This window comes from Variovorax sp. LG9.2 (assembly GCF_035018885.1).
Lineage (GTDB): Bacteria > Pseudomonadota > Gammaproteobacteria > Burkholderiales > Burkholderiaceae_C > Variovorax.
In genome coordinates, this window is the sequence record NZ_JASJXB010000043.1 from 15431 (window position 1) to 27682 (window position 12252).

Annotated in this window: 12 protein-coding genes and 2 tRNA genes; 10 read left to right on the forward strand and 4 right to left on the reverse strand. The window is 61.6% G+C overall.

The features are described 5' to 3' along the window. Positions 1-88: 88 nt before the first annotated feature. Both QN413_RS25075 and greB read left to right on the forward strand, forming a co-directional pair. A tRNA-Arg gene (locus tag QN413_RS25075) sits at positions 89-165 on the forward strand. A 56-nt stretch (positions 166-221) separates the two neighbouring features. Continuing rightward, entirely contained in the window at positions 222-824 is a 603-nt protein-coding gene (gene greB, locus QN413_RS25080; RefSeq protein ID WP_323499325.1) for a transcription elongation factor GreB, read from the forward strand. 6 nt (positions 825-830) lie between these two features. Here the strand turns inward: greB and QN413_RS25085 are convergent, their stop codons facing one another. The 4 genes from QN413_RS25085 to QN413_RS25100 all read right to left on the reverse strand — a co-directional run bounded on the left by QN413_RS25085 (position 831) and on the right by QN413_RS25100 (position 4985). Beyond that, a complete protein-coding gene (locus QN413_RS25085) occupies positions 831-3086 on the reverse strand; it encodes a bifunctional (p)ppGpp synthetase/guanosine-3',5'-bis(diphosphate) 3'-pyrophosphohydrolase (RefSeq protein WP_323499326.1) in 2256 nt (751 codons plus the stop codon). A 93-nt stretch (positions 3087-3179) separates the two neighbouring features. Beyond that, on the reverse strand, positions 3180-3383 hold the full coding sequence (gene rpoZ, locus QN413_RS25090) for a DNA-directed RNA polymerase subunit omega (protein ID WP_187052967.1): 204 nt from the start codon (positions 3381-3383) through the stop codon (positions 3180-3182). A gap of 52 nt (positions 3384-3435) precedes the next feature. After that, positions 3436-4056, reverse strand: a complete 621-nt coding sequence (gene gmk, locus QN413_RS25095) for a guanylate kinase (RefSeq protein ID WP_323499331.1) — start codon at positions 4054-4056, stop codon at positions 3436-3438. An 11-nt stretch (positions 4057-4067) separates the two neighbouring features. Continuing rightward, positions 4068-4985, reverse strand: coding sequence for a YicC/YloC family endoribonuclease (locus QN413_RS25100; RefSeq protein ID WP_323499327.1), 918 nt, complete (start codon positions 4983-4985; stop codon positions 4068-4070). Positions 4986-5075: 90 nt separating this feature from the next. Here QN413_RS25100 and QN413_RS25105 point away from each other — a divergent pair, with 90 nt between their 5' ends. The 8 genes from QN413_RS25105 (at position 5076) to QN413_RS25140 (ending at position 12156) form a co-directional block, all read left to right on the forward strand. Next, the gene (locus QN413_RS25105) at positions 5076-6083 is read left to right on the forward strand and encodes a serine/threonine protein kinase (protein ID WP_187052965.1); all 1008 of its coding nucleotides are present in this window, start codon (positions 5076-5078) and stop codon (positions 6081-6083) included. Next, entirely contained in the window at positions 6080-6985 is a 906-nt protein-coding gene (locus tag QN413_RS25110) for a PP2C family protein-serine/threonine phosphatase (RefSeq protein WP_187052964.1), read from the forward strand. Before QN413_RS25105 ends, QN413_RS25110 begins: the two co-directional genes overlap by 4 nt. Positions 6986-7029: 44 nt before the next feature. Then, positions 7030-7761 (forward strand): ribonuclease PH, encoded by a 732-nt coding sequence (gene rph, locus QN413_RS25115; RefSeq protein ID WP_187052963.1) that lies wholly within the window; start codon positions 7030-7032, stop codon positions 7759-7761. A 43-nt stretch (positions 7762-7804) separates the two neighbouring features. Continuing rightward, positions 7805-8401 carry an RdgB/HAM1 family non-canonical purine NTP pyrophosphatase gene (gene rdgB / locus QN413_RS25120; protein WP_323499328.1) on the forward strand — a complete coding sequence of 199 codons (597 nt, stop codon included), beginning with the start codon at positions 7805-7807 and terminating at the stop codon, positions 8399-8401. Between the two features lie 110 nt (positions 8402-8511). Next, positions 8512-9705, forward strand: coding sequence for a radical SAM family heme chaperone HemW (gene hemW / locus QN413_RS25125; protein WP_323499332.1), 1194 nt, complete (start codon positions 8512-8514; stop codon positions 9703-9705). A gap of 8 nt (positions 9706-9713) precedes the next feature. Then, positions 9714-10418, forward strand: coding sequence for a TetR/AcrR family transcriptional regulator (locus tag QN413_RS25130; protein WP_323499329.1), 705 nt, complete (start codon positions 9714-9716; stop codon positions 10416-10418). Between the two features lie 37 nt (positions 10419-10455). Beyond that, positions 10456-10543, forward strand: a tRNA-Ser gene (locus QN413_RS25135). Positions 10544-10632: 89 nt separating this feature from the next. After that, a complete protein-coding gene (locus QN413_RS25140) occupies positions 10633-12156 on the forward strand; it encodes a DUF6538 domain-containing protein (protein ID WP_323499330.1) in 1524 nt (507 codons plus the stop codon). The last annotated feature ends 96 nt before the right edge of the window (positions 12157-12252 follow it).

Genomic DNA, 12252 nt, shown 5'->3' on the forward strand with positions numbered 1-12252 from the left:
AGCCCATCACGGCCTACCACGTTGCATTCGAAAATCGGTTTGAAACACGGGCTTCGGCACTTTTGCCGGTGCTATAATCGAAAGCTGTGCGGCTGTAGCTCAGTTGGATAGAGTACTTGGCTACGAACCAAGGGGTCGTGGGTTCAATTCCTGCCAGCCGCACCACCATCAAGAAAAGCCCGCAACATCTGTTGCGGGCTTTTTTCATTGGAGCATCCTGAATGAGCAAAGCATTCACCAAGGAAAGCGACTCGGACGACGAGGACGACAGCACTGCTGCGCTGTCCGTGCCGCTTCCTCCTGGGGGCAAAAACTACATCACGCCTGAGGGCTACGCCCGAATGCGCGCGGAGTTGCTGCAACTGATGGACGACGAACGGCCCAAGGTGGTCGAGGCCGTTCATTGGGCGGCAAAGAATGGTGACCGGTCGGAAAACGGCGACTACATCTACGGCAAGAAACGCCTGCGCGAAATAGATGGGCGCCTCCGGTTCTTGACCAGGCGCCTGGAGATCGCCGTGCCGACCGATCCGGCGGTCCATCATGGAAGCGATCAGGTGTTCTTCGGTGCGACGGTTCGCTATGCCGACGAGGGTGGCGACGAGCGCACGGTGACGATATTGGGAATCGACGAGGCGGACAGCACACAGGCACAGGTCAGCTGGATTTCGCCGATTGCGCGTGCACTGCTGAAAGCGCGCGAGGGCGATGTCGTCAAACTCGTGACGCCGGCGGGTGTCAGTGAGGTCGAGGTGTTGTCGGTGACCTATCCCGAAGCGGGCCCCAAGGCAGACAGCAGGGAAGTCAGTGGTACGCCGCCCTGATAAGCCTCAGGGCGCGGGCACTGTCCGCGAAGCGGAAAGCACCGAAGGCGTCCGCTTCACCGCCCGCAACACCGATTCCAGGTGCGTTGTGTCCCGCACCGCGATGACGAAGCGCATATCGGTCGATTCCTGTGGCGTCTCGTCGGCCATTTCGACGTGCGTGATGTCGGCCTCCGCAGTCGCCAAGGTCGCTGCGACCCGCGCCAGCACACCTTTGTCGTTGCGAACCGTGACCACGATGCCGGTTTCGAATGCGCGCACAGGATCGTCCGCCCACTCGACGGCAAAGAACCGTTCGCTGTCCTTGTAGTGCAGGCGCTGGCCGACACCGCAGGCGTCGGTGTGCACCACTAGGCCTTCGCCGTGCCCGAGATAGCCGACGATCCCGTCGCCAGGAATAGGCCTGCAACACAGGGCGAAGCGCACCGAAGAGTTTTCGCTGCCGTCCAGCGTCACCGCGCCTTGCGACACGGTTTCTTGCGCGGTAAAGCGCTCGCGGCTGAGTAGCAGCGCATCGGGCTTTTCGCCCCGCTCGGCGAGCAGCGCCATCAAGCGCTTGGCCACGATGCTGGCGATGCGCTTGCCCAGGCCGATATCGGTAAGCAGTTCGGCGCGCGTGCGGCTTCCGGTGAAGCGCAACAGCTTTTCCCAGATGACCTGGTTTTCCGGCTCCGCGGATGGCAGCGTGCCGAGGCCTTCCGCGCGCAGCGCTTGCGCCAGCAGTTTCTCGCCAAGACCTTCGGATTCAGCGTGCGCGAGGGTCTTGAGATAGTGGCGAATCTTCGATCGCGCGCGGCCCGTTCGCACGAAGCCGAGCCAAGCTGGATTCGGGGTCGACACCGGCGCGGTGATGACTTCGACCACGTCGCCATTTTTCAGCTCCGTGCGCAACGGAACCTGGTCGCCGTTGATCCGCGCTGCAGACGTGTGATCGCCGATCCGGCTGTGAATGGCGTAAGCGAAGTCCACCACTGTCGCGCCGCGCGGCAGCGCCATGATCTGGCTCTTTGGCGTGAAAACGTACACGGCATCGGGGAAGAGATCGACCTTGACGTGGTCCCAGAACTCGGCGGCATCGCGCGTCTCGTGCTGGATGTCGAGCAACGATTGCAGCCACTTCGTGCCCAGGCGATCGGCACCGGTGGCATTAGGCTCCGCAGCTTTGTAGAGCCAGTGCGCCGCGACACCTGATTCTGCGACCACGTGCATCGCCTCGGTTCGCAATTGGAACTCGACGCTGACGCCCGACGGGCCGACCAGCGTCGTGTGCAGCGACTGATAGCCGTTCAGCTTAGCGATCGCGATATGGTCTTTGAATTTGCCAGGCAGCGGCTTGTACATCTGGTGAAGGATTCCGAGGCCGGTGTAGCAGGCGATGACATTCGGCACGATGATCCGGAACCCGTAGATGTCGGTCACCTGCGCAAAGCTCAGGTGCTTTTCTTCCATCTTCTGGTAGATCGAATAGAGCGTTTTCTCGCGACCGGCAATTCGCACCACCATGCCCGCCGCGGTGAATGTGCTCTCCAGCTCCCGTTGCACTTTTTGAATCAGGTCACGCCGACGACCGCGCGCCTTGGAGACGGCTTTGGCGAGGATGGCGTAGCGCCATGGTCGCAGGTGCCGAAACGACAACTCCTGCAATTCGCGGTAGGTCTGGTTCAGCCCGAGCCGGTGTGCGATCGGCGCATAAATCTCGAGCGTCTCGCCCGCGATGCGCGCCCATTTTTCGCGCGGTGCGTCGTCCAGCGTCCGCATGTTGTGCGTGCGGTCGGCAAGCTTCACCAGAATGACGCGCACATCGCGTGCCATCGCCAGCAGCATCTTTCGGAATGACTCGGCCTGATTCTCTTCCCGCGTGTTGAACTGCAGTTTGTCGAGCTTGGTGAGGCCATCGACCAGCTCTGCGACGGGTGCCCCAAAGCGTTCGATCAGTTCGGGCTTGGTGACGCCGCAGTCTTCTATGGCGTCATGCAGCAAGGCGGCCATCAACGCTTGAGCGTCGAGCTTCCACTCGGCACATTGCGCCGCGACCGCGATGGGGTGGGTGATGTACGGCTCGCCGCTGTTGCGCAATTGCCCCAGGTGCGCTTCGTCCGCGAAACGGTAGGCGCGACGGACCTGCTCAGTGTCTTCTGCGTTCAGGTAATCGAGGCGGGCGGTGAGCGCGGCAAAGCTCGCCGCGGCCGCGTTCAGCGCTGCCGGACTCGGACGTGGCGAGCCTTTGGGGACACTGGAATGAGGTTTGACGACCGCGCTCATGCACACCACTTTAGCGTGCACGTTGCAAGGAAGCGATCGGACACAAAAAAAGCACCGCGCGCGGTGCTTCTTTGTGCGGAGTTGCGAGTCAACTCAGCCCGGAACCTTCTTGAGCATTTCAATGCCGATTTTGCCTTCAGCAATTTCGCGCAGTGCGGTCACGCAAGGCTTGTTCTTGCTCTCAATCTTGGGTGCATGGCCCTGACTCAACATACGGGCGCGGTAGGTCGCGGCGAGCACGAGTTGAAAGCGGTTCGGGATTTGCAACAGGCAATCTTCGACGGTGATGCGGGCCATGAGGATCTTTCGGTCGTTTCGGTCGTTTAGCGGAGTGGCTCGGAGAGCCGAATCAGGGAATATTGAGCGCTGCGAAGGTTTCGGCACGAGCTCGGCGCTGTGCGGAATAACGAAGCCGTTGCGCGTGAACAATGGCTTTCAGGTCAAAAAGCGCACGCTCAAATAATTCGTTGATTATAACGAAGTCGAATTCATTGGCACGCGCCATCTCTTCAGCGGCGTTCTGCAGGCGCAACTCGATAACCGACGCGCTGTCTTCGCCGCGCCGCTCCAGGCGCGACCGCAACTCTTCCCAACTGGGTGGCAGGATAAAAATCATGACCGCGTTCGCAAACGTCTTGCGAATCTGGATCGCGCCCTGAAAGTCGATTTCCAGGATGACGTCCGCGCCTTGGGCGATGCGCTCTTCGATGGCGCGTTTCGAGGTCCCGTAGCGCTGACCATGCACGTGCGCCCACTCGACGAAAGCATCAGACGCAACCATTGCGTCGAATTCGGGATGCGACGCAAAAAAGTACTCGCGCCCATGCTTTTCCTGGCCTCGCGGAGGTCGTGTCGTATGCGAAACCGATGGCTGCACGGCCGAATCGAGCTCCATCAACGCCTTCACCAGACTCGATTTGCCGGCACCGCTCGGCGCCGCGACCACGAAAATGTTGCCGGGATAGTCCATACGCTCGCCACTCATTCGATGTTTTGCACCTGCTCGCGCATCTGTTCGATCAACACTTTCATGTCGACGCCGATGCGAGTGAGTTCGAGCGCTGCCGATTTCGCACCCAGCGTGTTGGCCTCGCGGTGCAGTTCCTGAATCAAAAAGTCGAGCCGTTTGCCGATTTCACCGCCTTTTTTGACCAGACGCTCGATCTCGTCGAGGTGCGAGTTGAGTCGGGTCAGCTCTTCGGCCACGTCGATGCGGATGGCAAAAGCGGTTGCTTCGGTCAGCGCACGGTCTTGCGCAGCCTCCGGCAAGGTGCCGCCGGTAAGGCCCATGGCGTCTTGCCATCGCTCCAGAAATTTGGCGCGCTGCTGTTCGACGAGCTTCGGCACCAGCGGAACGGCTTGCTTTGCCAACACGCGCAATTGACCGAGATGCTCCTCCAGCATCTTGGCCAGTCGATTGCCTTCGCGTTGCCGCGCGGACATCAGTGCGTCGAGCGCCTTGCTCGTGACTTCTGACAGGTCGGCAGCCCAGTCGCCGCGTACTGCGGCGCCGTCGCCGCCAGCCAGGCGCAGCACGTCGGCCACACTCAGGTCGCGTGCGCCGGGGAGCCAGGCCTTGATGCCGTCCTGCACGCCGTTCAGGCGTTGCAGTAACTTGACCGAAGGCTCGGTCACGCCCGCTTGCACAGTGCTTTCTATCGACGCCCGCACCTCGACTTTGCCGCGCTTGAGCCGGCCGATGATCAGGTCGCGCAACGCGGGTTCGTGCTGTCGCAGTTCTTCCGGCAGCTTGAAAGTCAGGTCGAGAAAGCGGCTGTTGACCGATCGGATTTCGACTCCGAGTCGGCCGGTCGCAGGGGGCCGCGGATCGGCCTCGGATTGGCTGCCAACCGGGCCGTTTTGGCCGCTGGCATAGCCGGTCATGCTGTAAACTGGCATTGAGCCTCGCTGTGATTTGTTCGCCTGCATCGAGGGCCCGGCACGACGTTCGCTTGCCGCACCATCGCCTTCGGGCGAAACTCCCGGATTATGTCAAAGGTCAAACCTTCGCCCCTGCTGCCCGACACCATCATCGGCGGCTACCGCGTGATTCGCCGTCTTTCAGCGGGCGGCTTCGGCGTGGTCTATCTGGCCGTCGACCACAGTGGCCAGCAAGTCGCCATCAAGGAATACCTGCCGTCGTCTCTCGCGACCCGCGGCATGGGCGAGCTGGCGCCGCAGGTGTCGCCCGAGAAGCTGTCGCTGTACCGGCTGGGGCTTAAAAGCTTCTTTGAAGAAGGCCGATCGCTGGCGCAAATTTCCCACGCGTCGGTCGTCAGCGTGCTCAATTTCTTTCGCGAGAACGAGACCGTTTACATGGTCATGAACTACCTGGAGGGCGCGACCCTGCAGGACTTCATCGTGACCGCGCGCGACCTGAAGAAGCAGAAAGTATTCAGGGAGTCGACCATCCGGTCGTTGTTCGATGAGATCCTGCGCGGTCTGCGCATCGTGCATCAGCACAAAATGTTGCATCTGGACATCAAGCCCGCCAACATTTTCGTGACCGATGACGACCGCGCCGTGATGATCGACTTTGGCGCTGCGCGTGAAGTGCTCAGCAAAGAAGGCAATTTCATCCGACCGATGTACACACCCGGCTTCGCCGCTCCCGAAATGTACCGCCGCGACTCTTCGATGGGTCCGTGGACCGACATCTACGCCATTGGCGCCTGTATCTATGCCTGCATGCAGGGCTACCCGCCGAACGACGCGCCGCAGCGCATCGAAAAAGACCGGCTCGGCCTCTCGCTTTCGCGGCTGCGCGGCATCTATTCAGACAACATGATCGAGGTTGTCGAATGGTGCATGTCGCTCGACCCGCTGTCGCGCCCGCAGTCGGTGTTCGCGCTGCAAAAAGAGCTGAGCCGTGAAGGCGAGCGTCACTACACCAAGCTCACCGTGGGCGAAAAGGTTCGCCTTTCCATTGACAACATGCGCTCCTTCGACAAGAAGGGGCTGCCGAAGGCGGCCGCGCCAACGACGCGACCCGCATGAAGTTCTCTGTATTCCAGGTTAGCCGCAAGGGTGGCCGTCTCAAAAACGAAGACCGCATGGGCTACTGCTACACGCGGGAGTCCGGCCTTTTCGTGCTGGCCGACGGCATGGGCGGCCATCCCGAGGGCGAAGTGGCGGCGCAGCTTGCGCTGCAAACCATCGCGGCGTTGTATCAGCGCGAGGCACGGCCCATCGTCAAGGACGTCAAGGCCTTCCTGACCTCGTCGGTCATGGCCGCGCACCAGCAAATCATGCGGTACGCAGGCACCAAGGCAATGCTCGACACGCCGCGTACGACCGTGGTGGCCGCGGTGCTGCAAGGCACCACGGCCACGTGGATCCATTGCGGCGACTCGCGCCTCTACGTGGTCCGAGACGGCACATTGCTGATGCGTACCCGAGACCATTCCCATGCAGAGCGTCCCCGCGCCAACGCGGGCAACGAGCCGGTCAATCGCAACCTCTTGTTGACCTGCCTTGGTTCGCCCACGGCACCGCTGTTCGATATCTCGCCGCCCCTGCAATTGCAGCGTGGCGACCGCATCATGTTGTGCTCCGATGGCGTTTGGGGTGTGCTCGACGACGCTGTCATCGTGCACACGCTGTCATCCGGCAAGCCGGTGTCCGATGCTGCTCCTGATCTGGCCGAGATGGCGCTGCGCAACGGCGGCAGCCACAGCGACAACGTCACTCTCATCGCCCTCGAATGGGAGCTGCCCGACGCCCCGGGCTACGAGCGCGGGGTGTCGACCGACAGCGTCGGCGACGGCGTCTTCGCCTCGACCATCCAGGCGGGCATGCCGTCGGACAGCGAACTCGACGATCTCGATGACGATGCCATCGAGCGCTCCATCGCCGAGATCAACGAAGCCATCCGCCGTTCCGCTTCGCGCAAGACCTGAGTCGGCGCACGCCGACTTCTCATACTTTTTTCTTCGGGTTTCACATGACTGCTTTCACACGAAGCGGCGGCCGCGCCGCCGACGCCCTGCGCCCCGTGCGCATCACCCGCGGCTTCACGATCCATGCCGAAGGCTCGGTACTGATCGAGTTCGGCCAGACGCGCGTGCTCTGCACCGCATCGGTCGAAGAGCGCGTGCCACCGCACAAAAAGGGCAGCGGCGAAGGCTGGGTCACGGCCGAATACGGCATGCTGCCGCGCGCCACGCACACCCGCAGCAGCCGTGAAGCAGCCAAGGGCAAGCAAACCGGCCGCACGCAAGAAATCCAGCGCCTCATCGGCCGCTCGATGCGCGCGGTGTTCGACCTGGCTGCCTTGGGCGAACGAACCATCCATCTCGATTGCGACGTGCTGCAGGCCGATGGCGGCACGCGCACCGCCGCCATCACCGGCGCCTTCGTCGCCGCGCAGGATGCGGTCGACAAGTTGCTGGCGTCCGGCGCGCTGAAGGCATCGCCCATCAAGGGACACGTGGCGGCCATCTCTGTCGGCATCGTCGAAGGCACGCCCCTGCTCGATCTGGAATACATTGAGGACTCGACCTGCGATACCGACATGAACGTCGTGATGACCGGCGCCGGCCATTTCGTCGAAGTGCAGGGCACGGCCGAAGGCGCAGCGTTTTCGCGCGACGAGATGAGCCAACTGCTGGCCCTGGCAGAAAAGGGCATCGGCGAGCTGATCGTCATGCAGCAGCAGGCCCTGTCGTCCAAGTGATTGCTTGACTGATCCCGGCCCATTCGCCGCAGATCCTTTGCATATGAAACTCGTACTGGCTTCAAATAACGCAGGCAAGCTCGCCGAACTTCAAATCCTGCTGGCGCCGCTGAGCGTGACGCTGGTGCGTCAGTCGGAGCTGGGTGTCGATGAAGCCGAAGAGCCGTTTCGCACCTTCGTCGAGAACGCGCTCGCCAAGGCGCGCCATGCTTCAGCGGCGACTGGGTTGCCGGCGGTCGCCGACGATGCCGGTCTCTGCGTCGAAGCATTTGGCGGCCTGCCAGGTGTCGACACCGCTTTCTACGCGACGCAGTTCGGCTACGCCAAGGGCGACGACAACAACGTGCGTGCGCTGCTCGAGCAGATGGCCGACGTCGACGACCGCCGCGCTGCGCTGGTCAGCACGCTGGTGGCGCTGCGCAGTGCCGAAGACCCCGAGCCGCTGATCGCCATCGGTCGCGCGCCTGGCGAAATCACCCGCGCGCCCATCGGCGCCAACGGCTTCGGCTTCGACCCGGTAATGTTTCTGCCGCATCTCGGCAAGACCTTCGCCGAGTTGACGGCCGAGCAGAAAAACGCTCACAGCCATCGCGGCCAAGCAGCGCGGGCGATGCTTCAATTGATGCGCGAGCGTTGGTGACTGCAACGCCGCCGCTACCGCCGACGACACCGGACGACCCCGTGATCATCCCCATCGAAGCAGCCGCAGCGTCTGCCAATGCGCCGCACGCCAACGATGTGTTGCACCTGATGCGCCCTGGCCCGCTGCAACTCGCCGCGCTGCCGCCCCTGTCGCTCTACGTGCATCTGCCATGGTGCCTGCGCAAATGCCCCTATTGCGACTTCAACTCGCACGAGTGGCGCGCCGGCAAAAGCAGCGCCGACAGCACTGCCGACATCCCCGAGCAGCGCTACCTGGATGCGTTGGTCGCAGACCTGGATGCCGCGCTGCCGCTGATCTGGGGCCGTACCGTTCACACGATATTTATCGGCGGCGGCACTCCCAGTCTTTTCTCGCCCGACGCAATCGACCGTCTGCTCGGCGACCTGCGCGCGCGCCTGAAGCTCGCGCCCGACTGCGAGATCTCGATGGAAGCCAACCCCGGCACCTTCGAGCGCGACCGCTTTCGCGCCTACCGAGCCGCAGGCGTCACACGCCTGTCGATCGGTGTGCAGAGCTTCAACGACACGCACCTTAAGGCGCTCGGCCGAGTACACGACGGAGCGCAGGCAATTGCAGCGGTCGAGGAGGCTGCCAGCGCGTTCGATACTTTCAACCTCGACCTGATGTACGCACTCCCGGGTCAGACGCTGGAGCAGCTCGATGCCGATCTGCAGCAGGCGCTGGCCCTTGCGCCGCCGCATCTGTCGGTCTATCACCTGACGATCGAGCCCAACACTTACTTCGCGAAGTTTCCGCCGGTGATCCCGGAAGACGACGATGCCTACGCGATGCTGGACCGCATCACCGAGCGCACCGGCCAACTCGGCCTGGCGCGCTACGAAGTCTCCGCCTACGCACGCGAAGGTCACCGCTGCGCCCACAACCTCAATTACTGGCAGTTCGGTGACTACCTCGGTATCGGCGCCGGGGCGCACAGCAAGCTGAGCTTTGCGCATCGCGTCGTGCGTCAAGTGCGCCTGCGCGAGCCGCGCCGCTACATGGACGGTGCGCTGGCCGGCGCTGCAGTCGCGCAGAGCGAAGACGTCGCCATTGCCGACCTGCCATTCGAATTCATGCTGAACGCACTGCGCCTGAAAGAAGGCTTTGCGCTGGCGCAGTTTGGCGAGCGCACCGGCCTCGCCACCACAGCGATCCAGCGTGGAATGGAGGAGGCCGAGCGCAAGGGTTTGATCAAGCGCGATCTGCGCCATGTATGGCCGACCGAACGTGGGCTCGACTTTCTGAGCGATTTGCAGACAATGTTTCTCCCACCAGCCTGAGGATTGCCATGCTGCACTTCGAGTCTCTGGACGCCAAAAGGCGACCCCGCGGCCGACCCAGCGCCGTGCAGGCCGCAGAGTTGCGCGAATCTTTCCTGGCCGCCGCGTTGCAATCGTTTTTGGACAAGGGCTATGCGGCGACCAGTATCGAGGCCATTGCCCGCGATGCCGGCGTTGCCAAGATCACCATCTACCGACAGTTCGAGAACAAGGAGGCGCTGTTCCACGAGGTCGTGCACAGGGCGGTCGGCAATGCGCGCAACACAATGCACGCCACCGTCGTGCGGGAAGGCGCCGATGAGCGCGAGCTGTTGCTCGACCTGGTCGAGCGCATGTACCTCGGTGCCACCGAGCCAGAAACGCTGGCCTTGCTCCGGTTGGTGATCGCGGAGGCCGTCCGCTTTCCTGAGCTGGCCAAGTCGCTCTACGCGGAGAACAGCTACGTGCTTGGCCCTGTGGTCGATTACCTTACCGAGGCGCATCGTTCCGGTCGCCTGAACGTGCCGTCGCCTGAGCTCGCGGCAGTGCAACTGTCGACACTGGCCTTTGGCGGCGTGCGCTTTTTCGTCTCGAAACCGTTGGCCGGGTCCGCCGAACGGCGGCTCTGGGCCGAGGGCATCGTCGATCTGGTGCTGCAAGGCTGGTCGCCTCGATCTGCACTCGATCTGGCGTCGAATCCGATGCCCGACGGCATGTCCGCAATCAACGCTTAAAATCGGTCACGTGTCCGGTGCAACGCCGGACGTCTGCGGAGAGTTGGGTGAGTGGTTTAAACCAGCAGTCTTGAAAACTGCCGACGTGAAAGCGTCCGTGAGTTCGAATCTCACACTCTCCGCCAGGCTTGTCCCGACCCGCGTGGGTGCCAATGGTTGTTGATTTTGTTGATCTTTTTCGTCTTTGCTACGGAAGAGTGCTACGGAATCGACAATGGCTCAGACACCTTACTTGGTCCTTCGGGGCAATACGTTCTACTTCCGCATCGACGTTCCTTCTGCACTTCGCGTCAAGGTTGGAGCACGGGAGATCGTGAGAACGCTCTCTACACAGGACCGCCGAGTCGCTGTGCCTCGGGCACTCGAACTCGGCGCCATCGCCCATCAACTATTCACGCGGCTCCGTGACCCTTACATGACCGATTACGCGATGATGCAGCTGCTTGAGCAGGCCAGGCGGAAGCTCCGCTCGGACCTACGTGCAGACGAAGCAGAAGACGACCTTGCTGATGCTCATCGGCAGCGGTTGCGTGAGGTGGGCCAGGCTCGCCTAGAAGCTGAGAACGGGGCGCTCCGGGACGTTTTGTCCCGACAAGCACCACCCCTAGCCGCGCCTTCGTATGTGAACGCTACAGCCCCTCTGAGCCCTGTTGCTGAAGCGGTGGCAGTAGTGAAGCTGAGCGAGGTCATCAATCATTTCTTGAAAACCTTCGACGCCGACAAAAAGGCGATGATGAACAAGTTCAACACTGTCATGCCGCTGCTTCTAGCGAAAGTGGGCGACAAGGCAATCAGATCGCTACGTCAGACCGACCTCAACGATTTTTTTGCCTTTGTGTGCAAGTTGCCGCCCAGGTGGTCGGACGTGGTGAAGCAACGCAAAATCAACGTTCTCAAGCTCGCGGCTGAAGCGACACCTCAAACGGTCACGATTGCGAAAAAGACGTTCGAGAGCACTTACGTCGCCGCTGTAAGCCTACTGCTAGTTTCAGCGCGTCGAGATTGGGCGGACGACGGGTTCCCGATCGGCATCACCATCAAGGGCGCCTCGTACACAGGTACGCAAAAGGACGCGGGCAAGAAGCAGCGCGCCTTCACCACCGCAGAGCTGGAGCGGCTTTTTCACGGTCCTGAGCTCATCGCGTTTAGGATGGCACCAAGCGAAGAACACAAATTCTGGCTCCCTGCGATTGGGTTGTGTACCGGCGCGCGTGTGAACGAGATTTGCCAACTCAACCCGCAGTTGGATTTGTTAAAGGAATCGGAAAGCGGCATCTGGCACTTCTGGATAACGACTGAGACCGACGGTGATGATGGCATCGACAAGACGGTCAAGAAGGACAGTTCAAAACGCAAAGTTCCGATTCATCAAATGCTGATGGACGCTGGCTTCCTTGTGTATCTGAAGCGCATGCAGGCAGCAGGGGTGAAGCGTCTTTTTCCGGAGTGGGAGCCTTCACGAAAAAGGGCTTCGCCCGCCGCGGAAAAGTGGTTCTGCGCTCTGCTGGAAAGCATGGAGTTGCGTGATGAGACTCCAGGCAAACGGATTGTTGGCATGCATGCGTTCCGTTCTACATTGCTGCACCGTGCTAAAAATTCCTCGCCGCGCCTCGATGCCGGTGAAATCACGGGCCATGTTGGTCATGTGAGCGAAGTTCAGCGCGGATACGAAGGTCAACTGGAACTGCTGAACAAACAGAAGCTGCTTGAGGCGATTGACTTCAAGTTCGTACTTTGAGGCTGCTTCACCATCGGTTTGAATCGCCCCGGGATTCGTGGAGGCTGATTGGTTTAAGTCAGGCCGCCACCGTGGTGGCTTGACTGGCGAGTTGCC